General features: G+C 44.8%; 28 protein-coding genes, 1 tRNA gene and 1 riboswitch. Of the genes, 21 read left to right on the top strand and 8 right to left on the bottom strand.

What is annotated here, in order from left to right:
* Nucleotides 1-12: 12 nt before the first annotated feature.
* Nucleotides 13-258, bottom strand: a complete 246-nt coding sequence (locus P3X63_RS13630) for a DUF2626 domain-containing protein (RefSeq protein WP_026587856.1) — start codon at nt 256-258, stop codon at nt 13-15.
* Nucleotides 259-471: 213 nt separating this feature from the next.
* Between P3X63_RS13630 and P3X63_RS13625 the strand changes: the two genes are divergently transcribed.
* Entirely contained in the window at nt 472-849 is a 378-nt protein-coding gene (locus P3X63_RS13625) for a Spx/MgsR family RNA polymerase-binding regulatory protein (RefSeq protein WP_035428189.1), read from the top strand.
* 60 nt (nt 850-909) lie between these two features.
* Here the strand turns inward: P3X63_RS13625 and P3X63_RS13620 are convergent.
* Nucleotides 910-981: transfer RNA gene (locus P3X63_RS13620), tRNA-Gln, on the bottom strand.
* 118 nt (nt 982-1099) lie between these two features.
* Between P3X63_RS13620 and P3X63_RS13615 the strand changes: the two genes are divergently transcribed.
* From P3X63_RS13615 to P3X63_RS13575, 9 genes are all read left to right on the top strand, one after another.
* Nucleotides 1100-1951 (top strand): STAS domain-containing protein, encoded by an 852-nt coding sequence (locus P3X63_RS13615; RefSeq protein ID WP_277691023.1) that lies wholly within the window; start codon nt 1100-1102, stop codon nt 1949-1951.
* 169 nt (nt 1952-2120) lie between these two features.
* A complete protein-coding gene (gene comGA, locus P3X63_RS13610) occupies nt 2121-3188 on the top strand; it encodes a competence type IV pilus ATPase ComGA (protein ID WP_277691022.1) in 1068 nt (355 codons plus the stop codon).
* The gene (gene comGB, locus P3X63_RS13605) at nt 3175-4212 is read left to right on the top strand and encodes a competence type IV pilus assembly protein ComGB (protein ID WP_277691021.1); all 1038 of its coding nucleotides are present in this window, start codon (nt 3175-3177) and stop codon (nt 4210-4212) included. The genes comGA and comGB overlap by 14 nt, the downstream gene beginning before the upstream one ends.
* Before the next feature lie 14 nt (nt 4213-4226).
* Nucleotides 4227-4520: a competence type IV pilus major pilin ComGC gene (comGC, locus tag P3X63_RS13600; protein WP_026587852.1), complete on the top strand. Its 294-nt coding sequence runs from the start codon at nt 4227-4229 to the stop codon at nt 4518-4520.
* A complete protein-coding gene (gene comGD, locus P3X63_RS13595; RefSeq protein WP_236251143.1) occupies nt 4520-4963 on the top strand; it encodes a competence type IV pilus minor pilin ComGD in 444 nt (147 codons plus the stop codon). Before comGC ends, comGD begins: the two co-directional genes overlap by 1 nt.
* Nucleotides 4947-5294, top strand: a complete 348-nt coding sequence (comGE, locus tag P3X63_RS13590) for a competence type IV pilus minor pilin ComGE (RefSeq protein ID WP_277691020.1) — start codon at nt 4947-4949, stop codon at nt 5292-5294. Before comGD ends, comGE begins: the two co-directional genes overlap by 17 nt.
* Nucleotides 5203-5691, top strand: a complete 489-nt coding sequence (comGF, locus tag P3X63_RS13585; protein ID WP_277691019.1) for a competence type IV pilus minor pilin ComGF — start codon at nt 5203-5205, stop codon at nt 5689-5691. The genes comGE and comGF overlap by 92 nt, the downstream gene beginning before the upstream one ends.
* 13 nt (nt 5692-5704) lie before the next feature.
* Nucleotides 5705-6070: a competence type IV pilus minor pilin ComGG gene (gene comGG, locus P3X63_RS13580; protein WP_026587848.1), complete on the top strand. Its 366-nt coding sequence runs from the start codon at nt 5705-5707 to the stop codon at nt 6068-6070.
* A 71-nt stretch (nt 6071-6141) separates the two neighbouring features.
* Nucleotides 6142-6327: a YqzE family protein gene (locus tag P3X63_RS13575; protein WP_277691018.1), complete on the top strand. Its 186-nt coding sequence runs from the start codon at nt 6142-6144 to the stop codon at nt 6325-6327.
* A gap of 291 nt (nt 6328-6618) precedes the next feature.
* Here P3X63_RS13575 and P3X63_RS13570 read toward each other — a convergent pair whose 3' ends face one another.
* Nucleotides 6619-6936, bottom strand: a complete 318-nt coding sequence (locus P3X63_RS13570; protein ID WP_026587846.1) for a YqzG/YhdC family protein — start codon at nt 6934-6936, stop codon at nt 6619-6621.
* Between the two features lie 269 nt (nt 6937-7205).
* On the opposite strand from P3X63_RS13570, the gene tapA reads away from it, so the two are divergent.
* The 3 genes from tapA (at nt 7206) to tasA (ending at nt 9378) form a co-directional block, all read left to right on the top strand.
* The gene (gene tapA / locus P3X63_RS13565) at nt 7206-7934 is read left to right on the top strand and encodes an amyloid fiber anchoring/assembly protein TapA (protein ID WP_026587845.1); all 729 of its coding nucleotides are present in this window, start codon (nt 7206-7208) and stop codon (nt 7932-7934) included.
* Nucleotides 7931-8515: a signal peptidase I SipW gene (sipW, locus tag P3X63_RS13560; RefSeq protein ID WP_026587844.1), complete on the top strand. Its 585-nt coding sequence runs from the start codon at nt 7931-7933 to the stop codon at nt 8513-8515. Before tapA ends, sipW begins: the two co-directional genes overlap by 4 nt.
* 68 nt (nt 8516-8583) lie before the next feature.
* Complete coding sequence (gene tasA, locus P3X63_RS13555; protein ID WP_277691017.1) at nt 8584-9378, top strand: biofilm matrix protein TasA; 795 nt, start codon at nt 8584-8586, stop codon at nt 9376-9378.
* Nucleotides 9379-9487: 109 nt separating this feature from the next.
* Here the strand turns inward: tasA and sinR are convergent, their stop codons facing one another.
* From sinR to P3X63_RS13535, 4 genes are all read right to left on the bottom strand, one after another.
* A complete protein-coding gene (gene sinR / locus P3X63_RS13550) occupies nt 9488-9823 on the bottom strand; it encodes a transcriptional regulator SinR (RefSeq protein ID WP_006637528.1) in 336 nt (111 codons plus the stop codon).
* A 33-nt stretch (nt 9824-9856) separates the two neighbouring features.
* Nucleotides 9857-10033, bottom strand: coding sequence for an anti-repressor SinI (sinI, locus tag P3X63_RS13545; protein ID WP_026587842.1), 177 nt, complete (start codon nt 10031-10033; stop codon nt 9857-9859).
* 185 nt (nt 10034-10218) lie between these two features.
* On the bottom strand, nt 10219-11013 hold the full coding sequence (locus tag P3X63_RS13540; protein WP_026587841.1) for a YqhG family protein: 795 nt from the start codon (nt 11011-11013) through the stop codon (nt 10219-10221).
* Between the two features lie 3 nt (nt 11014-11016).
* The gene (locus P3X63_RS13535; RefSeq protein ID WP_026587840.1) at nt 11017-12696 is read right to left on the bottom strand and encodes a DEAD/DEAH box helicase; all 1680 of its coding nucleotides are present in this window, start codon (nt 12694-12696) and stop codon (nt 11017-11019) included.
* Between the two features lie 248 nt (nt 12697-12944).
* A riboswitch (glycine riboswitch) is annotated at nt 12945-13047 on the top strand.
* A 232-nt stretch (nt 13048-13279) separates the two neighbouring features.
* Here P3X63_RS13535 and gcvT point away from each other — a divergent pair.
* The 6 genes from gcvT to P3X63_RS13505 all read left to right on the top strand — a co-directional run bounded on the left by gcvT (nt 13280) and on the right by P3X63_RS13505 (nt 20543).
* A complete protein-coding gene (gcvT, locus tag P3X63_RS13530; protein WP_026587839.1) occupies nt 13280-14374 on the top strand; it encodes a glycine cleavage system aminomethyltransferase GcvT in 1095 nt (364 codons plus the stop codon).
* 30 nt (nt 14375-14404) lie between these two features.
* Entirely contained in the window at nt 14405-15751 is a 1347-nt protein-coding gene (gene gcvPA, locus P3X63_RS13525) for an aminomethyl-transferring glycine dehydrogenase subunit GcvPA (protein WP_277691016.1), read from the top strand.
* The gene (gene gcvPB / locus P3X63_RS13520) at nt 15744-17204 is read left to right on the top strand and encodes an aminomethyl-transferring glycine dehydrogenase subunit GcvPB (RefSeq protein WP_077736498.1); all 1461 of its coding nucleotides are present in this window, start codon (nt 15744-15746) and stop codon (nt 17202-17204) included. The genes gcvPA and gcvPB overlap by 8 nt, the downstream gene beginning before the upstream one ends.
* 345 nt (nt 17205-17549) lie before the next feature.
* A complete protein-coding gene (opuAA, locus tag P3X63_RS13515) occupies nt 17550-18806 on the top strand; it encodes a glycine/proline betaine ABC transporter ATP-binding protein OpuAA (RefSeq protein WP_277691015.1) in 1257 nt (418 codons plus the stop codon).
* 1 nt (nt 18807) lies between these two features.
* Complete coding sequence (gene opuAB / locus P3X63_RS13510) at nt 18808-19662, top strand: glycine/proline betaine ABC transporter permease subunit OpuAB (RefSeq protein WP_026587835.1); 855 nt, start codon at nt 18808-18810, stop codon at nt 19660-19662.
* Nucleotides 19662-20543 (top strand): glycine betaine ABC transporter substrate-binding protein, encoded by an 882-nt coding sequence (locus P3X63_RS13505; RefSeq protein ID WP_026587834.1) that lies wholly within the window; start codon nt 19662-19664, stop codon nt 20541-20543. Before opuAB ends, P3X63_RS13505 begins: the two co-directional genes overlap by 1 nt.
* Nucleotides 20544-20704: 161 nt before the next feature.
* Here the strand turns inward: P3X63_RS13505 and P3X63_RS13500 are convergent, their stop codons facing one another.
* A complete protein-coding gene (locus P3X63_RS13500) occupies nt 20705-21091 on the bottom strand; it encodes a rhodanese-like domain-containing protein (protein ID WP_026587832.1) in 387 nt (128 codons plus the stop codon).
* Nucleotides 21092-21266: 175 nt separating this feature from the next.
* On the opposite strand from P3X63_RS13500, the gene P3X63_RS13495 reads away from it, so the two are divergent.
* Nucleotides 21267-22103: a lipoate--protein ligase family protein gene (locus P3X63_RS13495; RefSeq protein ID WP_026587831.1), complete on the top strand. Its 837-nt coding sequence runs from the start codon at nt 21267-21269 to the stop codon at nt 22101-22103.
* Nucleotides 22104-22194: 91 nt separating this feature from the next.
* The gene (gene mntR, locus P3X63_RS13490) at nt 22195-22623 is read left to right on the top strand and encodes a transcriptional regulator MntR (RefSeq protein ID WP_026587830.1); all 429 of its coding nucleotides are present in this window, start codon (nt 22195-22197) and stop codon (nt 22621-22623) included.
* Nucleotides 22624-22669 lie beyond the last annotated feature (46 nt).

Genomic DNA, 22669 nt, shown 5'->3' with positions numbered 1-22669 from the left:
TCTCTTTTTTTCTTAATGGCCCCCCTGACCGGGAACCATGATAAAAACAGAATAGTATGTAAAAGCGGCAAAAAAGATCGTCAAGTATGCCCCGAAAATATAAATATACATTCGTTCGGTCAAGTTAAGGTACGATAAGAAGACGAAGAAAACCGTTTGACCGAAAAACAGCAGTGACGCATCTTTCATATCTCCTAAATAAAACATGACCGCAAAGATACCTGTCCAGAAACCTAATACGCGGAACATGCGATTCATTGATATCCCTCCCAAAAAGCCCCTTTGCATCTATTATAAATCAATTGAACTTTAAATGTAAACATTTTCATTTTGAGAAAAACAATTCATTTTTTACAATTTTGTGATGAAATGAAATGACGGATAAAAAATTCACTTTGCCGTGTTTAAGGCAAAAAGATCAAGGGTACTACACATAACAAAGGCAAACATAACAGGAGGAGGGGACATCATATGGGAGACTTGATCTTTTATTCATACCCGAGCTGCACATCATGCAGAAAAACAAAACATTGGCTGAAAGCCAATCAGATTGATTTTAAGGAGCGTCATTTATTCAAAGAGACGCCCAATCAAGAAGAACTGAAAGAGATTCTGGCTCTGACGACCGAAGGCATTGATGAAATACTGGCAACAAGAAGCCAGGCGTTTAAAGAGCTCAACCTGAATATTGAAGAATTAACAGTCAGCGAAGTATTGGAGCTGTTAATTCAAAAACCGAAACTGTTGAGACGTCCAATTATCGTCAATGGAGAAAAGCTTGTTGTCGGATATAATCCCAGCGAACTTTTGAAATTAAAGAAAAACACGCTGCATCGATCAGTATCCTGAAAAAAACGAAGATCTGCTGAAAAGCCCATTCAGCAATCTTCGTTTTTTCGCATGGAACAACTGGGCTAGCTGGATTCGAACCAGCGCGTCACGGAGTCAAAGTCCGTTGCCTTACCGCTTGGCTATAGCCCAACGTACTGTAGGAATAGTGTTGGACAATATCTGTTGTTTTATACATATGGATGAAAAACTCTCAGATCCAGGTGAAACATTCTGAATTTGTGAGCAATTTTAGTGAGGAGGATTGAAAATGGATAGCACGAATTCCGCTCTTTATCATTATTTGATGAAACAAGCGGATCAAATCGCTGATGAATGGATGGCTCAAATTCCTTCGGAAAAAGACAACACCGGGGCAGAATTTCAATATTTTGTACACGCGGTCTCGAATGTGCTAACAGAGGAAAAGACGGAGAAATATTGGGAAAAAGCCGGCATTTGTCTGAAACAAATGGCCAGGGACAGAGCCGCAAGGCAAATGCCTGTTATGGAAAGCGTAAAGGGATTTAAAATCTTCCGCTGTATTTTAATGGATAAGATCCAAGCGTTTTCAAATGATCATGACTGTTCAAAAAAACATCTATTTGCTTGGAACAGACGGCTTCACTCGCTGATGGATGAAATCATTGAACATTTTCTTTCTGAATATGATCAGGCGACAGCAAGCTGTTTGAAAGCGCAAAAAGAGATGATTCATGAATTGAGCGCTCCGGTTATTCCGATCTCAGCGCAAATCGGCATTTTACCGCTCATTGGAGAAATCGATACACATCGGGCAAAAGTGATTATTGAATCGGCACTCAGCCAATGTACAGCACTTCACCTGTCCCATCTGTTTATCGACATTTCAGGTGTGCCGGTCGTCGATACAATGGTTGCTTATCAATTGTTCAAGGTCGTTGACAGTACAAAACTTTTGGGGATTGAAACGATTATTTCGGGAATTCGCCCGGAAATCGCCCAGACGGTCGTGAAGCTCGGCATCGACTTTTCTCATATTAAAACAGAGCAAAGTTTGGCTAAAGCTCTTGGAAAAAAAGGCTTTTGCATCAGGGAAGAACACGGCTTGCAGGAAAATAAAGCCGGCAGCGACCTAATGTAGACGCGTGATGAATTTTATAAAATGAGCTTTGAAAGCTATCTAAAATAGAGAATTGCGCCTTCCAAAACTTATTTTTTTCTGCCGGTTTCAGCTGATTTTCATTTTTTTGTGGTTTGATGCTGCTGGTGTTTTTCGTTTAAACTGCGGTTAGAAAGGAGGCGCAAGGTTTTTGCAGACGACTGAATCATTTAGCGGGAAATTATTCGAAGAGGCATTCATGATGAAAGCTTCGGATATCCATATTGTTCCGGGAGAAAAAGACGCGCTGATACGCTTCAGAATTGATGGTGAGCTGTTTAGAAAGCATCGATTAACGAAAAATGAATGCTCGAGGCTTATTTCTCATTTTAAATTTTTGTCTTCCATGGATATCGGTGAACGCAGGCAGCCGCAAAGCGGGTCCTTGACCTTGCACATGAAGGGGGAGCCCGTTCATTTAAGAATGTCCACATTGCCAACCATAAATGAAGAAAGCCTGGTGATCCGCGTTTTGCCGCAGACAAGCAAACAGCCGCTCAAAAAGCTTTCTTTGTTTCCAAGCGCAACATTCAAGCTCCTGTCTTTCCTGAAACATGCTCACGGTTTAATGATCTTTACCGGTCCGACCGGATCAGGCAAGTCGACAACACTTTATTCGCTGATCGAATATGCCAAACGCCACTTTAACCGCAACATTATTACATTGGAGGATCCGGTTGAATCGAGAAGCGAAAATATTTTGCAAGTACAGGTGAATGAAAAAGCGGGAATGTCGTATTCGGCCGGTTTAAAGGCGGTTCTCCGCCATGATCCGGACATGATCATACTGGGGGAAATCCGTGATGCCGAAACAGCCGAAACCGCAGTCAGAGCTGCGCTGACAGGACATCTCGTCCTCACGAGCATGCATGCGAAAAATGCAAAGGGAGCGATTTACAGGCTTCTTGAGTTTGGTATTGACATAACAGAAATTGAACAGACGCTCATCGCAGTAAGCGCTCAGCGCCTGGTAGGGCTTGTCTGCCCGTTTTGCGGCGACAGATGCTCTTTGTTTTGCCGATTGTCCAGGCCTGTGAGAAGAGCAAGCATTTTTGAGCTGCTTTATGGGAAAAGGCTTCACCAATGTGTAAAAGAAGCAAAAGGTGAATATGCCGTTGTCCGCGATGAAACTTTAGGCATGCTGATTCGAAAAGGAATTGCGCTCGGCTATCTGCCGGCGGAAGCCTATGAGCGCTGGGTTGATCATGAGTCGGAATAAAGGCAAATGGCCTGTGCGGGAACAGGCGGAGCTTCTTGAAAAGCTCGGCGAGATGATAGTAAACGGCTATACGCTGCTGGACGCTTTAAGCATGCTGGCGCTGCAATTGAACCAACATCAAAGAGCGGACATCTCGTTTGGAATACGGAAGCTTACTGAAGGACACCCTGTTTTTCAAGTTTTGAATATGATGTCATTTCATCAAGACGCCGTCAGCATTGTCTATTTTGCCGAGCAGCATGGGAATTTGCCCTTCGCTTTCTGCCAAAGCGGAGAGCTGCTTCACCGTAAAATCGGCCAGGCCGAAAAAATCAAGAAAGCCGCAAAGTATCCTTTATTCTTAATTTTGACGGTCTGTCTCATCTCTTATATTTTAAAATCGGCCATTCTGCCGCAATTCTCAGCGATCTACGATTCGATGAATATCGAGAGAACTTTTTTGACTTCCTTCATATTTTTGTTTTTTGACAGTTTCACATGGCTGTTCATCCTCATGCTGCTGTTGGTCGCAGTTTTAGCTGTGTACTATGTTTGCAGCTTCCGGCATAAGCCTCCTGAAGCCCGAATGCTTCTTTTCATCAAAATTCCTCTGCTTGGCAGAATCCTCAAATTATTTAACAGCTATTTTTTTTCACTTCAGCTGAGCAACCTTTTAAAATCCGGTTTGTCTATATACGAAAGTCTAAAAGCATTTGAGAGCCAGCCTTTTTTGCCGTTTTATCAGCACGAGGCCAAGTGTTTGATCAAGAGGCTGAAACAAGGGGAAGCGATCGATGAAATGATAGCCGGACGCCCCTATTATGAAAAAGATTTGTCCAAAGCGATTGTTCACGGCCAGTTAAACGGTCATCTTCACAGAGAACTATATTCGTACAGCCAATTTCTGCTCGATCGTCTCGAAAAGAAAGCGGCAAAGTGGACAGGCATGATCCAGCCAATGATTTACGGACTGACCGCGCTGATGATACTCATTCTTTATCTGTCTATGCTTTTGCCAATGTATCAAATGATGAATCAGCTATAAAGGAGGGCGACAGTTTGAATGAAAAGGGATTTACTTTGATCGAAATGCTCGTCGTCATGCTCGTTGTATCCATTCTGCTTTTGATCACAATCCCCAATGTCACAAAACATAATCAAAGCATCCAAAAGAAGGGCTGTGAAGGGCTGAAAAATATGATTCAAGCGCAAATCACAGCTTACCAGATGGACCATGACGGCAAGACGCCAAGCTTGAGCGAGCTTGAATCAGAAGGATATGTTAAAAAGAATGTAAGATGTCCAAACGGGAAGGCGATTGTAATTTCCAACGGCAAGGTGCAGTCTGATTAATGGAGATGGATGAAAAAGGGTTTACTCTTTTAGAAAGCTTAACGGTTTTGATGATCAGTTCACTGATGATGGTCATTTTATTTGCCGGACTGCCTCCCATTTATGAAAAAAAAGCCGTTCAGAACTTCGTTTCCCAGCTTGAGGAGGATTTGCTTTATGCGCAGCAGACAGCGCTCGCACAAAATACGAAGGTAAAGGTGCAGTTTGATTTTGACCATTTCAAATACGTTATTCTGCCTGCTGATAAACGTTCTGACCCTTATCTGACAAGAACCTATGATCGTAAAATCTCCATCAAAAAATCGACGCTGAAACGGCAGCTAACCTACAGTCCAAACGGAGCCCCGAATCAAGGAGGGAAAATGGTGATTGAAACAGGTGATGCTTATTTTGAATTGACGATTTATTTAGGAAGCGGCAAAATCAATGTTCAAACGAAATAAAGGTTTTACAACGCTTGAGGCCGTCTCCGCTTTCAGTATTTGGACGATGATCACCGTCTCGTTTATCCCAATGTTTCATCAGATTGCATTACATCGGGACATGATAGAAAAAGAAGAGGAGGCGTATCGCATACTCGATGAAAAGATCAGCCGCTACATGCTGACAGGCCGGTTTCAGCCGCGGGAAACCGAGGTGTATCAGGGGACCCGTTTTAATATTGATTGGAAGGAGAAAGGGGATGACTATAAAGTCTGTATTTCCATCGAACCTGGAAAAAAGGAAAAACACTGCTTCACCATTTTACAGACAAAAGGGCTTTACCCTTCTTAATGTTTTATTCTCATTTACGGTTTACCTGTTTATAGCCGGAACAATGGCATCCATTTTTCAGCTGTTTTTATCTCCCGCAAGACAAGGAGATCTCAATTTGCAAGAGTGGACCATTACAGCCGAGCAGCTTGTAAAAGAGTGCAGGGCTGCCGTTGATGTCAAAGTGAAAAGCGGTCGTCAAGCATTGGAGATGATCAACTCACTGGGACGGACGGTCCGCTACGAACAATATCAAACAATCATCCGCAAAAGGGTCGATTCAAAAGGCCACGTGCCGATTTTACAAAATGTCAAACAGATCACATTTCAGGTTCAAGATCATCAATTGAACCTTGAAGTGACAAGTCTGAGCGGCAAGGCATATCATACAGCATGTCCGATCTATCATTCAGCTTAGAGGGTGGTCAAGTGTGAACAATTCAAATGGGTTCATTTATCCCGCATCTGTTTTTATGGCTGTGATCTGCATGCTTTGCGCTGTCCATTCGGCTGTTTCATTGATCACCAGGTCTGACTTTGCAGAACAGACAAAAGAATTTTATACTCAGCAAAACCTTCTCCAAAACGGCATACTGCACGCTGTTCGGAACATTCGCGAAGAGACGGATGGAGAGGTTGAAACGGCTTATGGACTTGCGACATATACTGTTACCCAAGCTGATCAACAGATGAAGCGTGTGAAGATCACGGCCAGGACAGCGGAGGGAGCGGTGAAACATGCCGAATTTCTGTTTCGTTTCAAGGAAAATAACATCCTTCAATGGAAGGAGTATTAGACCTTTCAAGCATGTATAAATAAAAGGCCGGGTGACAACACTTCTTCATATAGGAATGATGAGGTGATTTGATGAAAACGAACGATTATGTAAAATATATGACAGAACAGCTTGTGAAGTATATGGACACGCCAAAGAACGAAAGAAAACAGATGAAAGAGAGGCGCAGGGAGAGCAAACCTTCGTCAAGAATTTACCGCTGGTTTGGCATATTGCCGGTCGGCTGTGCCATGTTGTTTAAACGCCGCGATAAATAAAATGTCAGTCGGCAAAATCCTTTCCACCTGAGAAAACCGCTTCCCTTTCGTTTAACATGAAAGCCGCTTTGCATCGCAAAGCGGCTTTCAGCGTGTCGACAAACCCTCGCATTCGTTGTCAGGCCTGCGCGTCGGTGCTCACGAATTGCAACATTCGCTCCGCTCCGATGCTCGGCCTTCCTAGACTGCAAGGGTTTTCAATCACGCTGAAAGGATGACAAAATCCCAAAACTAAAAGCCGTTTTGGGATTTTGTCAACAATCTGAAAGCCGCTTTGCATCGCAAAGCGGCTTATTTATATTCTTCCACGACGACCACTTTATTAATTTTATGTGTTGTGGGTTCATATGAAATGGTGACAAAAACACCAAAGTTTTTGTTTCCTTCGCTAAGAGTCACATGGTATTGTTTGACCGCTTCGTCTGTGCGCTTTCGATCCCATACTTTTTTCGTGAGGCGCACTTCTGCTGACGGATACCTTTTTTTTGCTTCCTGAACCGCTTTTTCTTCCCATTTTGACATGTGGGCTGTGTCTTGAGCTGCCGCTTGTTGAAGCGGCCCGAAACCTGCCAGCAATAAAAACAAGCATAAGATGGAGTTTTTCAGCATGGGGTTATCATCCTTTCTTCACTATTTTTTCCTTGTCAACACGGTTTATACAAAAATTAAGAAGAAATTGTGTACATTATAAAGAACTTCAAAGTTTTCAAAAAGATGAGAATTTAAGAGGTTTTTTGAGGAATTAAACGATAATGTTCTGTAAAACGAACTTAATCGACTATTTTGACAGTTTTCAACCTTACCCCTGTTCTTTATACTCTAACTATAAGGTTCTTTAAAACGAACGGGATATACTTTGACTCGCTAGGAGGGTGGTCATGATCCGATTTTCTCGCACTAGGAGATGCCGAAAAAGAGACAAGAAAATAGTTATCGGTTTTCAAATGATTTTGATCATTTACCTTTTAATTGGATTGGGGAGTCAGCTGAATCAATATACGAACGCATCGTTTCATGATGTCGAATATTACAGCATGCCCTTGAAAGCGTCTGCAAAGTTTGATCAAGCAGATGATGTCCTTTGGGATGGAAGCGATTTGAAGCTTCAGAAACAGACCGAGACGAACAAGACAGTGTGTGCGCCTAGCGCCTTATATGCCGAATATAAAAACAGCGGTGACAAGATAACCAGCTCGGAATGGAAATGGGAGCTTCACAAACTGGAGAATCCGGCGAAGACACCGAAGGACGGAACTGTCATTGATAAAGGTGTGGTTTCAAAAGAAGGAAAAGGCGGCGTGTACAGGATCGAGTCAAAGCGGGCAGTAAAGGAAGGAACATACGCGTTTAAACTGATCAAGCCTGAAGGCCACCCTGATCAAAAACAGGGAAAAGCTTTCATCTGGTCTAAAGCAATGGTTCTTCAAGATTGCAAGGAAGAAACACCTAAGCCACCTAAAAAAGCAACATCAACAGAAAAAGACAAGACAGACGTACAGAAAAAATCTAAACAAGACACACATAAAGAAACAACAGACGGCAGTCAATCGGTCAATGAAGAAAAAAATAACGAAGACCATTCATTAGAAAGCGGGGAATCGTCATGAAAAGAGTAATGAAATGGGTCAGCAACATTTTGTATGTGATTATTTTCACGCTGATCATCGCGGCGGTGATCGTTGTGATCTCAACGAAATCGTCCGGCGGAGAGCCGCAGCTGTTCGGCTATCAATTGAAAACGGTTTTATCCGGATCGATGGAGCCGGAGTTTATGACAGGCTCTGTGATCGCCGTTGAAAAGGTGAAAAATCCCGCCTCATTGAAAAAGGGAGACATCATTTCATTCATGCAAGACAAAGACACAATGGTTACCCACCGAATTATCGGTATAACAAAAAATAAATCAAATCTTATCTTTCAAACAAAGGGTGACAACAACCAAAACCCTGATTCCGATCCTGTTTTGGCGGAAAATGTAGTAGCAAAATATTCGGGTTTTACGGTACCGTATGCCGGCTATGTGCTGGATTTTGCTAGCAAACCAATCGGCACGGCCATCTTGTTAATCGTGCCTGGACTCTTATTGATTCTTTACGCAGTCATTACAGTATCAGCGGCTTTAAGAGAAATAGATCAAAAAGCAAAAGCGATCGAAGCTGCCGGAAAAGATCAATCAGTTTCCATGTAATCTTCGTTGGCAACCTGATATTCAGGTTCCATATATAGAGTTTTTATTATAAAAGGAGGAGTTTATCAATGGGTACAAAGAAAAAAATCGGATTAGGCGTTGCTTCCGCTGCGCTGGGACTGGCATTAGTAGGAGGAGGAACTTGGGCTGCGTTCAACGATATCGAAACAACTCAAGCCACTTATGCGGCAGGTACACTTGACCTAAACGCTAAAGATACATCTGCAAGAGTGAACTTGTCTAACCTGAAACCAGGCGACAAATTCACCAAAGATTTCGAATTCAAAAATGATGGCTCACTTGCTATTAAAGAAGTACTGATGCAGCTTGGCTACAGCAATTTCATTGACGGAAACGCGAAAAACGGCGGGAAAAACTCTGCTGAAGACTTCCTGGAACAATTTAAAGTCAGCGTTCTGACTGTCGGAGTTGAAGGCGGAAACGGCTATCCTAAAAACATCATTTTAGATGAAGCGAACCTGTACGATCTGTACAATATGTCTGCGAAGAAAGATAAAGCGGCAATGGAAAAAGTCAAAAAAGCAATTGCGCCGGGCTTCCTGCATGACAACGGCAAAATCAATGTCGCGACAATCGACGGCAAAACTGCACCTGAATATGACGGCATTCCTAAAGATCCGTATGACTTTGACAAAGTGCAGCTTGTTATTGAGTTTGTCAATGACAAAACAACGGATAAGGATGGCAGAATGGTGCAGAACAAATATCAAGGAGATTCTGTGCAGCTTGACTTCTCATTCGAAGGCACTCAATGGAACGGCCTGACAATCGACGGCAAAAAACATGCTGACGAAAACGGATATGTAAAAGAAAACGAAAGAGCTCACAGTGAAGATAAGTAATATGGAGCAATGCGAAAAAACGGATCTGAATGATCCGTTTTTTTATGTTTATTAAAGAATTGGCTCAGTATTCGCGTAAAAAGACCAAAAGGGAGTAAGAGATGTGCACTTACTCCTTTTCTTGTCTTTTCTTCCACTTTTGATAATCTAAAAATTCTCGAAATTGTTTTTTAGAAACCCCTGAAGCCATAGCGTCACGTACTAGATTCTCCCATTCACTATCTAATTGACCATCGTATTCGGTTTCATCTTTTTCATCAAGCAGGGTATGAACCGAGACGTCCAGAACAGCGGAGACTTTTTCTAGAAATTGAATGGAGGGGTTTGTTTGTAAGTTTCTTTCTATAGAACTTAAATAAGACTTCGCTACCCCAGCCTTTTCAGCTAGTTCAGATAGTGAGTAGCCTTTTTCTTTTCGATATTGTTTAATACGCTGGCCAATCAATGTCATCACCTTCCTTTCGATATTATAGCACATTCAGAAAGGATTTATTGAATGACTTCTTTCAATTGATGTGGAAGCTTCGGAAGACTTCTTTCCTAAACGAAGAAAAAACCGTATTTCTTCTGGACTAATGCCTGCTTTCAGGGCATTTTTGATCAGCTCTGCCCATTCCTCATCCCATTCTTCTTTCTCATTTTTATCTTTATTCATATATTTCCCCCCTAAAATACTTGATTATGTATTTCAGTCAACTGTGATGTCATAAACAAAGATAAATCTCAAGGCTCACCACTTTTCCATCCTTGTCCAAAAAATGAAACAATAGTTTGTCTCCATAATTTCATTATAATTCCCCGCTTTTGAATAAAAACAAGAACGATGTCGAATCGGAAAATTTATCCTGAAATTTTTTTCTGCAAATAAAATAACCCGCCGCTTTCCACCTTTATTTCAATTTTCGGCTCGTAAAGCGATTGGAGCGCCTTTTTTTCAATTTCATACTCTTCCGGTTTTTCCTCTGTTTCTTCATAAAATTGATTCAGCAGTGCAAGGTCACTCTCCCATCTTTTATGGGAAGCCTCCGCCCAGTCGAGCGGCTCATTTCTGGCCGCCTGTTCGATATACCGCTCAATCCGTTTGATGCCGCTCTCCGGTTTGATCAATGGCGACATCGTAAAGCAGTAATCGGATATTTGCGAAGAAAGAGCTCTCTCCTCCATTTGCTCTTGAAACTCTTCTATGAGCTGACCGCTGATCAAGTGAAGGCCGAGAGACAAAAGCTTGTCTTTTTTCTTATCAGACTGATAAGAGATCGTCACATTCATCCCCAGCCAGGGCTCAAGTGGAACTTGCGTTCCTTGAGAATGGATTTTTTCATAAAGGCGGATGAATCTTCCGTTTTTCTTGACCGCTTGAAAAATTTGAAAAAGTCTTGGCGAGCCAAAATGAATGAAATCGCCTTCGATACCGTCCGGCGCCAGATCTTCATTTGTAATCAGCGTGATTTTCATCGGGTTTGGCTCGCCGCCCGTCTTTTCAAGCCAATGCCAGTAAAACGGCCTGTTCATGATTTGTTTATCGACTTCGGGCGTCAGCTGTACGGTTAAATGGCCGTCGCTTTTGTCGGTGATATCACATCCGTTTGCCGTGAAAAAGCGTTCCAAAAAGCGGTGTATTTCTTCCTGACGCATCTGTCAGCCTCCAATCTGTTTATGGCTTCCTGCCGCGTCATTTCCATAGGAAATGAATGACGCCAGGTTTTCCATCTTGATCTTCATTTCATCGTCAGTAGCCGAATAAAAAAGGATGTCGTGCAGATGCTCTTCAAAATTGCCGACCTCTATTTTTGTTAAAATATCATCCAAGTCCCCGACTACTTTTTCGAACAGGTGAATTTTTTCATAGAGCAGTTTTAAGATATGTTCTTCGACCGTATGCTTTGTTGCCATATTATAAATGTAGACGTCCCGTTCCTGGCCGAGGCGGTGAATCCGTCCGATTCTTTGCTCAAGGCGCATGGGATTCCACGGCAGGTCATAATTGATAATTTTGTTGCAAAATTGCAGGTTGATCCCTTCACCGCCCGCTTCAGTTGCGATCAATACTTGCACTCTGCCGCGGAAGAGCTCTTTCATCCAGTCTTTTTTCCCTCTTTTAAAACCGCCTCTGAACGGTACAGAGGTGATGCCGTTTTGCTGGAGGAACCATTGCAGATAGATTTGCGTTGCTCTGTACTCTGTGAAAATAATGACTTTGTCATCGAGCTCCTGGATGAGCTCGACGACTTTCATGGCTTTGGAGTTCTGCGCCACTTCATTTACTTTGTCGATCAGATGATGAATCGCAGGCTCTCCGATAACAGGCGCTTCTCTGTCTTTTTTGTCAAGCATGTTTTTCAGCGTCATGTAGACCGCTTCTCTGCTTGAACAGCATTCCCGCTCCAAGGTCATGATGGAAAACATGCTTGATGAATGCAGATGGTCTTTTTTCAGCTTTCGAATCTCGTCATATAAAGCCTGCTCAGTCGGTGAAAACGAGATAGGTACGGTTTCGACATGGCGTTTTGTCCACGTGATGCCCGTATCCTGCCGTCTGTTCCTGATCATCACTTTGTTGATCAGCGATTTTAAGCGCTCATGCGTTTCTTTTGAATTGATCTGCTTTGAATAGTCTTTGTTGAAATTGCTCTCATTGCCTAAATGGCCGGGTTTTAACAGGGAGACGAGGTTGAATATTTCGTCAATCTTGTTTTGGATCGGTGTCGCCGTCAGCATCAGGCAATATTTTTTCTTGAGATTGCGGACGAACTCGTAGTTTTTGGTTTTATTGTTTTTCAGTTTGTGAGCTTCATCGATGATAACGACATCATATTGAATCGACAAAACGGTTTCTCTGTGCGGTGACCGTTTGGCCGTATCAAGAGAGGAGACGACAACATCGCACTGCTCCCATACATAGCTTTTTTTCTGTTCTACGGCCGGGATCAGAAATTTTTCGCGCAGCTCTTTCACCCATTGAGACACTAAGGAAGCGGGGACAAGGATCAAAATTTTTTTTGCCAGCCCCCGAATCATGTATTCTTTTAATATCAGCCCGGCTTCAACCGTCTTGCCGAGGCCCACTTCATCGGCTAAAATGGCTTTTCCGTTCATCTCCTCCACCACTTTCTGGGCGACTTCAAGCTGATGGGGAAGCGGGGTGAAATCAGGCAGATGAAACGGAGCCTGCAGTCCTTCAAAGGTTGGAATCGCCAGCCTTTTTTGCACCTCGCAGGAAAGCTGGTAAAGCTCCCAATTCGCCCAAGGTCCGTCTTCCTGAAGATGTTTTTTGAACTGTTCGGGCCATTCATTGTCAAAATGAATGTCTGGTTTCATCGTAACGCCGCCTTTCCTCGATACTAAATCAGATAAATGTTCTCTTTTTTTAGAAAATCTTTTCTGTTTAAAGATGATTTCATACAGAAATCAATAAAAAACGAACATTGAAAACAAAAAATAATAAAATGTTAATGGTTTTTTCTATTGCCCAAACGCTTTGATGATGGTAGGATATTTGTAGATCATCAGCGAAAATATCGTGAGCTTTATCTAGTATGTCCATGAAAAGAAATGAATATGAGCGAATGAGAGCAAGGGGAGAGACCGAAGGGGAACGTAACCGACGGCGCCGAAGGAGCAAGCTCAAAAAATAGCGAATCTCTCAGGCAAAAGAACTCTTGCTTGACGCAACTCTGGAGAGAGTTTGTATCATCTTCATGTTTAGCAAACCACCAAAGGGGACATCTTTGCGTTTTTTAGCAAAGTAAACTTTCAGGTGCCAGGACAGAGAACCTCCGAACTGACTAAGGGGGTTCTCTGTCCTTTTTTGTGCCGTCAAACGGGATTTGATGACGGAATCTTTCGCGTTTTCTGATGATTGGCAAACTTGGTTTAGATTGAAATCGAAGGGGGAAGCAGAATGCTTAAACGAACGCCTTTATTTGATCTTTATAAGGAGTATGGCGGGAAAACGATTGACTTTGGCGGCTGGGAGCTGCCTGTTCAGTTTTCATCGATTAAAGAAGAGCATGAAGCGGTGAGGACGAATGCGGGGCTGTTTGATGTTTCACATATGGGGGAAGTCGAAGTCTCAGGAACCGGCAGCCTTCCGTTTTTGCAAAGGCTTTTGACCAATGATGTTTCCGCACTGACTGAAGGCGGGGCGCAATATACGGCCATGTGCTATGAAGACGGCGGAACGATTGACGATCTCTTGGTTTATCAAAAAGGACCCAATCGCTATCTATTGGTGATCAATGCGGCTAATATCGACAAGGATATCGATTGGATGAACAGGCATGCCGAAGGCGATGTTGTGATCAACAATCTGTCTGACGATATATCTTTGCTTGCCCTTCAAGGACCGAAAGCCGAACGAATTTTAAAACAAGTAACAGACATTGACCTCTCCGCGTTAACGCCGTTTACCTTCCGTGATGAAACAGCGATCGGCACCGTGCGGGCGCTTGTCTCCAGAACGGGCTATACAGGTGAGGACGGTTTTGAAATCTACTGCCGAGATGAGGATGCCGCATACATTTGGCAGCTTCTTTTAGAAAAGGGCAAGGAAGAGGGACTTGTGCCGTGCGGCCTCGGCGCGAGAGACACCCTCCGCTTTGAAGCGAAGCTGCCATTATACGGACAGGAGCTTACAAAAGAGATCACTCCGGTTGAAGCGGGGATCGGCTTTGCCGTCAAAACGAATAAAGAAGCTGATTTCTTCGGAAAATCCGCTTTGGCAGCCCAGAAAGAAAACGGGCCGGACAGAAAGCTCGTCGGTCTTGAAATGATTGATAAAGGGATTCCGAGACACGGATACGCCGTTTATTACCAGGGTGAAAAAGCCGGTGAAGTGACAACGGGAACACAGTCGCCGACTTTGAAAAAAAACGTCGGTCTCGCCTTGCTGAAAAAAGAAGCCGCCGCAATCGGCACCGAAGTCGAAGTGGAAATCAGAAAAAAGCGGCTGAAAGCAAAAGTTGTCAAAACCCCCTTTTATAAACGGCAGCCATAAGTTTGCCATGATCATGAAAGGAGACTGAAGATGAAGCACCGCTACCTTCCAGCGACAGATCAGGATAAAAAAGAGATGCTCGAAGCCATTGGAGTCGAAAAGATCGACGATTTATTCTCTGACATTCCGGAAAGCGTCAGATTTAAAGGCGAATATCAAATCAAAAGGGCGAAGTCCGAAACAGAGCTGACGAAAGAACTCGTCAAGCTCGCGGCCAAAAATAAAGACACAGGCGCATACGCTTCATTTTTGGGCGCCGGCGTCTACGATCATTACCAGCCGGTGATTGTCGACCATGTGATTTCCCGGTCTGAATTTTATACGGCTTATACACCGTATCAGCCGGAGATTTCTCAAGGGGAGCTTCAGGCGATTTTCGAGTTTCAGACGATGATCTGCGAATTGACCGGAATGGATATCAGCAATTCATCGATGTATGACGGAGGAACAGCATTGGCGGAAGCCGCGATGCTGGCTTCAGGGCATACGAAAAAGAAAAAGATCGTCGTTTCCGAAACCGTTCACCCCGAATCGCGCGACGTTTTAAAGACATATGCAAAAGGACAGTACATCGATGTGCTTGAAGTGCCTGCGAAAAATGGCATGGCAGATCTTGAAGCCCTTGATGCTGCAGTTTGTGAAGAAACCGCTGCCGTGGTCGTGCAGTATCCAAACTTTTTCGGCCGGATTGAACCGTTAAAAGACATTGAGCCGATCGCCCACAAAGGAAAATGCATGTTTATTGTCTCCGCCAATCCGCTCGCTCTCGGGCTTTTAACGCCGCCCGGAGCATTCGGTGCCGACATCGTCGTCGGGGATGCCCAGCCATTCGGGATTCCGGCCGCTTTCGGAGGACCGCACTGCGGCTTTTTCGCTGTCACGAAAAAGCTGATGAGAAAGGTTCCGGGCCGTCTTGTCGGCCAGACGGAAGATGAAAACGGCAAGCGAGGCTTCGTTTTAACCCTTCAGGCGAGAGAGCAGCATATCAGGCGCGATAAAGCGACATCGAATATCTGCTCCAACCAGGCGCTCAACGCGCTTGCCGCTTCCGTCGCCATGACGGCGCTCGGCAAACAGGGTGTCAGGGAAATCGCCTGGCAGAACATGCAAAAAGCGGCGTACGCCAAAGAAGCTGCCAAACGGGCGGGACTTACAGTCGCATTTGAAGGGCCGATGTTTAACGAGTTTGTCATCAGGCTGAATGAGCCCGTCTCAGAAGCGAATGAACGCCTGCTTGAAAAAGAGATCATCGGAGGCTTCGATCTCGGCGCTGCATACCCGGATTTAAAGCAGCACATGCTGATTGCCGTCACAGAGCTCAGAACGAAAGAAGAAATCGATACACTCATGAACGAATTGGGGGATCGCCATGAATAATCACGATCAATCGCTTATTTTTGAAGTGTCAAAAGAAGGCCGGATCGGCTATAGCCTGCCTGAGCTGGACGTCCCTGAAACAGATGTATCAGACCTCCTTGATGATGCCTATCTCAGAGAAGAGCCGGCCGAGCTTCCGGAAGTGTCTGAGCTTGATATTATGCGCCATTACACCGCTTTATCAAAGCGCAACCACGGCGTGGATTCGGGCTTTTACCCGCTCGGTTCCTGCACGATGAAGTACAATCCGAAGCTGAACGAAAAAATCGCGAGAATTCCCGGTTTTTCTTCGATCCATCCGCTTCAGGATGAACGGACCGTCCAGGGGGCGCTCGAGCTGCTCTACGATTTGAGCGGGCATTTGGAAGAGATTACAGGCATGGACGAAGTCACACTGCAGCCGGCGGCCGGCGCACACGGAGAGTGGACGGGGCTGATGATGATCCGCGCTTTTCATGAGGCAAACGGCGATCATAAAAGGACAAAGGTCATCGTACCCGACTCGGCCCACGGCACAAATCCTGCATCGGCAACGGTTGCCGGCTTTGAAACGGTTACGGTCAAATCAAACGCCGACGGGCTTGTCGATCTTGACGATTTAAAGCGGGTTGTAAACGAAGAGACGGCAGCATTGATGTTGACCAATCCGAACACACTCGGCCTTTTTGAGGAACATATTTTAGAGATGGCTGAAATCGTTCACCAAGCCGGAGGGAAGCTGTATTATGACGGTGCCAACTTAAACGCCGTGCTCAGCAAAGCAAGGCCCGGCGACATGGGATTTGACGTCGTGCATTTAAACCTCCATAAAACCTTTACAGGCCCCCACGGAGGAGGAGGACCGGGCTCAGGACCGGTAGGCGTTAAAAAAGAGCTGATTCCTTATCTGCCGAAGCCTGTTTTAGTCAAAAAGGACGGCCGTTATACATTTGACTATGACCGCCCGCAGTCAATCGGCAGAGTCAAGCCGTACTACGGAAATTTCGGCATTAATCTGAGAGCCTATACGTATATTCGTTCCATGGGTCCCGACGGGCTGAAAGAGGTCACGGAAAATGCGGTGTTGAATGCGAACTATATGATGAGAAAGCTTGCATCACATTACGATCTCCCGTTTGACCGCCACTGCAAACACGAATTTGTGCTGTCAGGCAGACGTCAGAAAAAGCTCGGTGTCAGAACGCTTGATATCGCCAAGCGCCTCTTGGATTTCGGCTTCCATCCGCCGACCATATACTTTCCGCTCAATGTTGAAGAATGCATCATGATTGAGCCGACGGAAACGGAGTCAAAAGAAACGCTCGATGCGTTTATCGAAACGATGATCCAGATTGCAACAGAAGCGGAGGAAAACCCTGAAATCGTTCAGGAAGCCCCCCACAAAACCGTTGTTAAGCGAATGGACGAGACAAAAGCGGCACGCCAGCCCGTGCTTCGCTTTCAAAAGAACTGACCAAAAAGCGGCGAGTTGATCTCGCCGCTTTTTTTATATTTGTAAGCGGATTCTATAGCGGTCCAACAGGATTTTACCTTTCTGGAATAGTAAAAACGAGTAAATTAAAATGAAAAATGATAATTATCTTTAAAAACGTGATAGTTTCAAGGGTTTTTCATAAGGTAATGGTTTAATTTACCTTAATAAAAGAGGATACCGGAGCATTTAGAAGCATTCGCAAGGTTACAGGGGGACAGCGAGATATATGAAGGTATGATACAAAATTAAAGAGAATATGCCGTTTGTCTGATATGTTACATAAGTGTTACGGTATATAAGATTGCTTAGAACGGGAGGAGAAATATGAATTTAGATGATAAACCGATTAAAATAAAAGTCGAAAAAGTATCAAAGGTTTTCGGAAAACAGACAAAAAAAGCGCTGCAGCTGCTTGCCGCCGGCAAAAGCAAAAAAGAAATCTTAAAAGAAACCGGGGCAACCGTTGGTGTGAACCAAGCAGATTTCAGCGTGTACGATGGTGAGATATTTGTCATCATGGGTCTATCAGGGAGCGGTAAATCAACTTTGGTGCGGATGTTAAACCGCCTAATTGAACCGACTGCCGGAAATGTGTACATAGATGGTGACATGATAACAAATATGTCCAAAGACCAGCTTCGGGAAGTCCGCCGGAAAAAAATCAGCATGGTCTTCCAAAAATTCGCCCTCTTTCCGCACAGAACCATTCTGGAAAATACGGAGTATGGTTTGGAGCTTCAGGGGGTAGACAAAGCGAAACGCCAGGCAAAAGCGCTTGAATCATTACAGCTTGTCGGTCTTGAAGGATATGAACACCAATATCCGGATCAGCTGAGCGGCGGGATGCAGCAGCGCGTCGGACTTGCCCGCGCATTAACGAATGATCCCGATATTCTGCTGATGGATGAAGCATTCAGCGCTCTTGATCCGCTGATCCGCAAAGATATGCAGGATGAACTCTTGGATTTGCATGAATCTGTAGGTAAAACGATTATTTTCATCACGCACGATCTCGATGAAGCATTGCGAATCGGCGACCGCATCGCGCTGATGAAGGACGGGAACATCGTGCAAATCGGCACGCCGGAAGAAATCCTGATGAATCCATCGAACGAATATGTTGAAAAATTCGTTGAGGATGTTGATTTATCCAAAGTGCTGACGGCCGGCCACATTATGAAGCGCGCGGAAACCGTGCCCGTTGATAAAGGTCCCCGTGTTGCATTGACGCTGATGAAAAACCTGGGGATTTCATCCATTTACGCGGTTGATAAGCACAGCAGGCTCCTTGGCACAATTGATGCGGAGACTGCCAAGAAAGCGGCTGAAAAAGGCCAGCCTCTGGAAACGGTCATTTCAAAAGACATAAGGACGGTTCAACATGATGTCGTCCTCACTGACATTTTTGAAATGGTTTCAGACGCCAGCATTCCAATCGCTGTTGTCGATGAAAATGAGCGGATGAAAGGCATTATCGTTAAAGGCGCTCTGATCGGGGCCCTCGCCGGTAATGACCAATATATCAACGCAGATCATCAAGCAGCTGAAGAAACAGAAGCTGTCATCCAGGAGGTGAGATAAGATGTTTACACTATCCTCGCTTCCCCGCATTCCTTTGGCCGATTGGATCGATCAGTTCGTCGACTGGCTGACCATGTCGTTCGGAGGCGTGTTCGACGGAATCGCCAACGGGCTGGAAACGTTTGTTGATTCGATTGTTCAAGGGCTCGGCATGATTCCGCCGGTCATTTTGACCGTCATATTTGCCGCGCTCGTTTGGCTGATCAGCAAAAGAGGAATCGCACTTTTCACATTGATCGGATTTTTAATTATCGATTATCTCGGGTATTGGGACGCGATGCTTGAGACATTGGCGCTCGTCGTCACATCCGTTTTGATTTCCGTCATTATCGGGATTCCCGTCGGCATTTGGGGATCTCAAAAGAAAACGGTCCAAAGAATCGTTACGCCTATCCTTGATTTAATGCAGACGATGCCGGCGTTCGTTTATCTGCTTCCGGCCATTTTCTTCTTCAATATCGGGGTTGTTCCGGGTGTTGTGGCTTCCGTTATTTTTGCGATGCCTCCAACCATCCGGATGACGATCCTGGGCATTCAGCAGGTGCCTGAGGATTTGATCGAAGCAACGGAAGCATTCGGGTCGACGACAAGCCAAAGGCTCTTTAAGGTTCAGCTGCCGCTGGCGACAAAAACGATCCTTGCGGGTATCAACCAAAGCATCATGCTTGCCTTATCAATGGTTGTCATCGCCTCAATGGTGGGCGCGCCAGGACTCGGAGAAGAAGTCTACCGCGCAGTGACACAGCTGAAAACGGGAACTGGTGTTGAAACCGGCCTTGCGATTGTCATTATCGCAATCGTACTTGACCGGGTTACACAAAATATAAAACTGAAAAAAAACGGGGGGAATGCATAATGTGGAAAAAGATGGCCGGAATCGGCGCCGCGGCTGCTCTGACATTAGGGCTGGCCGCTTGCGGAAGCAGCAATAATGAAAATGCTTCAGTAGGTGAGCAGGTCGATCATAAAATTACCGGTATTGATCCGGGTGCAGGCATCATGACTGCGACGGATAAAGCGGTGAAAGACTATGATCTGAGCAAATGGACGGTAACATCTGGATCAAGCTCGGCGATGACAGCCGCCCTCAAAAAAGCGTACGACAAAAAAGAACCGATTATCATTACGGGATGGACACCGCATTGGATGTTCGCAAAATATGATCTTAAATATTTAAAAGACCCTAAAGGTTCATACGGTGATGCCGAAGAAATCCATACCGTAACACGCAAAGGATTTAAAGACGATCACCCAGGCGCAAACAAGCTGTTAAGCCAATTCAGCTGGACGGAAGATGACATGGGTGAAGTGATGCTTGCCATCCAGGAAGGCAAAAAACCTGCAGACGCTGCAGCTGATTTCGTGAAAAAACATCAAGATCTCGTTGAAAAATGGACAAAAGGCGTTGAGAAAGCCGACGGCGAAAAAATTAAGCTTGGCTATGTCGCATGGGACAGTGAAATCGCCAGCACAAATGTAGTCGCGAAAGTTCTTGAAGATCTGGGTTATGACGTCACACTCAGCCAAGTGGAAGCCGGCCCGATGTGGACTGGAATCGCAAACGGAAGCATCGATGCTTCAACAGCTGCATGGCTGCCGAAAACACACAAAACATATGCGGAAAAATATGAAGGCAAGTTTGAAGACATCGGAACAAGCATGACCGGAGTCAAACTCGGCCTAGTCGTTCCAACATATATGAAAGATGTCAATTCAATTGAAGATCTGAAGAAATAATGCAGAAGCCGGCGGTTGCGCCGGCTTTTTCTCTGCGTAAAAAAGCTGTGTTCCCGGTATTTTAAAAGGGCCAAGCCGGGTGAATAAACATAACAAAATCCTAAAACGTTTAAGCTTTAGGATTTTGTGCAGTCTGCTGTCTAAAGGGACAGCTCGCTTCATTATTTTTTTGCTTTAATTTTTCCGCTCCACTTTTTGAAGCCGCCCTTCAGGTTGTAGATTTCCTGACAGCCGTGCTTGCGCAGCATCTGTGCGGCGCGCCCGCTTCTGACATTGTTTTGGCAGTATAGATAAACGGGTTTGTCAGGGCGGATTTCAGCTTTTCGCTGTTTCATCTGTGAGAGCGGTATGTTTCGTGCCCCTAAAATGTGACCGCCTTCATATTCGTTCGGTTCACGCACATCAATGAGCTGCGCCTTCCGGTAACCGGCCCTGAATTCTTCTTCTGTCAAGGTTTTCATAATCCGCTGCTGATAGATGTATGAAACGACCGCATAGACAATGAGCGCGGCGCAAATGATGAGAATGATAATACTGCTGGTAGACAATCTGATCCGACTCCTTTTTCCATCATCCCTGTAAGCGGGATTTTTCGATATGTAAGACAACTACTATTATAGTAAAGGCACAGAAATCTGTCATCTGATTAAGCTGAATTTATTTTCAATTTTCAAAGGGAATGGTAGACTTATTTTATACCAAAGAAAAAGAGGGTATGTGTTGATGGAAAAGGAAACTTGGTGTTTTATCGATTCGGGGCGACAAGACCCCGCTTATAATATGGCACTTGACGAGGCGCTGCTTTATTGGCACAGCGAGCAGAAAATTCCGCCGACCATCCGCTTTTACGGATGGAATCCGCCAACGCTATCGGTCGGCTATTTTCAAAACATTGAAAAGGAAGTCGACCTCGAAGCCGTCAAAAGACACGGTTTAGGTTTTGTCAGAAGGCCGACGGGAGGAAGGGGTGTTCTCCACGATCAAGAGCTTACATATAGTGTCATCGTCTCTGAAGAACATCCGGAAATGCCGAAGACGGTGACGGAAGCCTACAGGGTTATTTCTGAGGGCATCCTTCAAGGATTCAGGGAGCTGGGGCTTGACGCGTATTTCGCTATCCCGAGAACAGAGAAAGAAAAGCAGAGCCTCAAAAGCCCGCGGTCATCCGTATGTTTTGACGCGCCTTCCTGGTATGAGCTCGTCGTCGAGGGCAGAAAGGTTGCCGGAAGCGCCCAGACGAGACAAAAAGGGGTCATTCTTCAGCACGGGTCGATTCTCCTTGATCTTGATGAAGACAAGCTGTTTGATTTGTTCATTTACAAAAACGACCGCATCAGAGAGCGCATGCAGCGAAGCTTTAAGGAGAAGGCGGTCGCCATTAATGAGCTCGCGGCCAAACGGGTGACGATTGAAGAAGCGAGCGCTGCGTTTAAAACAGGGTTTGAAAAAGGGCTGAACATCCATTTGGAGCCCTATGAACTCTCACGGGAAGAAACCGAATTTGTCGAGGAACTTGCCCGGACGAAATATGTGACAGATGAATGGAACTATAAGAGATAACTCTGTGAAAACGTTATCTGATTGCTTGTTTTTTACATGCACATAGTGTAAACTTGTTATGATTTGAATAGGTGTGATTTGGAGGGATTTGATGACAACACCGAGTATGGAAGATTACATAGAACAAATTTATATGCTGATAGAAGAAAAAGGATATGCCAGAGTCTCAGATATTGCAGAGGCTTTAGCCGTCCATCCCTCCTCGGTTACAAAAATGGTTCAAAAACTCGATAAAGACGAATATTTGATTTATGAGAAGTATCGCGGACTTGTGCTGACGCCTAAAGGGAAAAAAATAGGCAAGCGTTTAGTATACAGACATGAATTATTGGAGCAGTTTTTGCGAATCATTGGTGTTGACGAAGAGAAAATATATGATGATGTCGAAGGCATTGAACATCATTTAAGCTGGAACAGCATCGATCGGGTCGGAGATCTTGTGCAATACTTTGAAGACGACCGCAAAAGAATCGACGACTTGAGAAGCGTTCAAAAAAGAAATGAACAGGAAAACCAGTAAAAAAAGCCGACCGGATCACCGGCGGCTTTTTTCATTTGCCGGCCTC

It is taken from the genome of Bacillus sp. HSf4 (assembly GCF_029537375.1).
Classification (GTDB): domain Bacteria; phylum Bacillota; class Bacilli; order Bacillales; family Bacillaceae; genus Bacillus; species Bacillus sonorensis_A.
This window is presented reverse-complemented; position numbering and strand designations above follow the sequence as displayed.

Excerpts from the sequence above, each read along its gene's own strand:
- P3X63_RS13540 (WP_026587841.1), bottom strand. The coding sequence starts at position 11,013 with ATGCGTCAGGAAGAAATACACCGCTTTTTGGAACGCTTTTTCACGGCA.
- comGE (WP_277691020.1), top strand. The coding sequence starts at position 4,947 with ATGTTCAAACGAAATAAAGGTTTTACAACGCTTGAGGCCGTCTCCGCT.
- gcvT (WP_026587839.1), top strand. The coding sequence starts at position 13,280 with ATGCTTAAACGAACGCCTTTATTTGATCTTTATAAGGAGTATGGCGGG.
- P3X63_RS13630 (WP_026587856.1), bottom strand. The coding sequence starts at position 258 with ATGAATCGCATGTTCCGCGTATTAGGTTTCTGGACAGGTATCTTTGCG.
- mntR (WP_026587830.1), top strand. The coding sequence starts at position 22,195 with ATGACAACACCGAGTATGGAAGATTACATAGAACAAATTTATATGCTG.
- sinI (WP_026587842.1), bottom strand. The coding sequence starts at position 10,033 with ATGAATAAAGATAAAAATGAGAAAGAAGAATGGGATGAGGAATGGGCA.
- opuAB (WP_026587835.1), top strand. The coding sequence starts at position 18,808 with ATGTTTACACTATCCTCGCTTCCCCGCATTCCTTTGGCCGATTGGATC.
- P3X63_RS13535 (WP_026587840.1), bottom strand. The coding sequence starts at position 12,696 with ATGAAACCAGACATTCATTTTGACAATGAATGGCCCGAACAGTTCAAA.
- tasA (WP_277691017.1), top strand. The coding sequence starts at position 8,584 with ATGGGTACAAAGAAAAAAATCGGATTAGGCGTTGCTTCCGCTGCGCTG.
- tapA (WP_026587845.1), top strand. The coding sequence starts at position 7,206 with ATGATCCGATTTTCTCGCACTAGGAGATGCCGAAAAAGAGACAAGAAA.
- P3X63_RS13570 (WP_026587846.1), bottom strand. The coding sequence starts at position 6,936 with ATGCTGAAAAACTCCATCTTATGCTTGTTTTTATTGCTGGCAGGTTTC.
- P3X63_RS13575 (WP_277691018.1), top strand. The coding sequence starts at position 6,142 with ATGAAAACGAACGATTATGTAAAATATATGACAGAACAGCTTGTGAAG.
- sipW (WP_026587844.1), top strand. The coding sequence starts at position 7,931 with ATGAAAAGAGTAATGAAATGGGTCAGCAACATTTTGTATGTGATTATT.
- comGD (WP_236251143.1), top strand. The coding sequence starts at position 4,520 with ATGGAGATGGATGAAAAAGGGTTTACTCTTTTAGAAAGCTTAACGGTT.
- P3X63_RS13615 (WP_277691023.1), top strand. The coding sequence starts at position 1,100 with ATGGATAGCACGAATTCCGCTCTTTATCATTATTTGATGAAACAAGCG.
- comGF (WP_277691019.1), top strand. The coding sequence starts at position 5,203 with ATGACTATAAAGTCTGTATTTCCATCGAACCTGGAAAAAAGGAAAAAC.
- gcvPB (WP_077736498.1), top strand. The coding sequence starts at position 15,744 with ATGAATAATCACGATCAATCGCTTATTTTTGAAGTGTCAAAAGAAGGC.
- P3X63_RS13625 (WP_035428189.1), top strand. The coding sequence starts at position 472 with ATGGGAGACTTGATCTTTTATTCATACCCGAGCTGCACATCATGCAGA.
- P3X63_RS13505 (WP_026587834.1), top strand. The coding sequence starts at position 19,662 with ATGTGGAAAAAGATGGCCGGAATCGGCGCCGCGGCTGCTCTGACATTA.
- gcvPA (WP_277691016.1), top strand. The coding sequence starts at position 14,405 with ATGAAGCACCGCTACCTTCCAGCGACAGATCAGGATAAAAAAGAGATG.
- comGB (WP_277691021.1), top strand. The coding sequence starts at position 3,175 with ATGAGTCGGAATAAAGGCAAATGGCCTGTGCGGGAACAGGCGGAGCTT.
- P3X63_RS13495 (WP_026587831.1), top strand. The coding sequence starts at position 21,267 with ATGGAAAAGGAAACTTGGTGTTTTATCGATTCGGGGCGACAAGACCCC.
- opuAA (WP_277691015.1), top strand. The coding sequence starts at position 17,550 with ATGAATTTAGATGATAAACCGATTAAAATAAAAGTCGAAAAAGTATCA.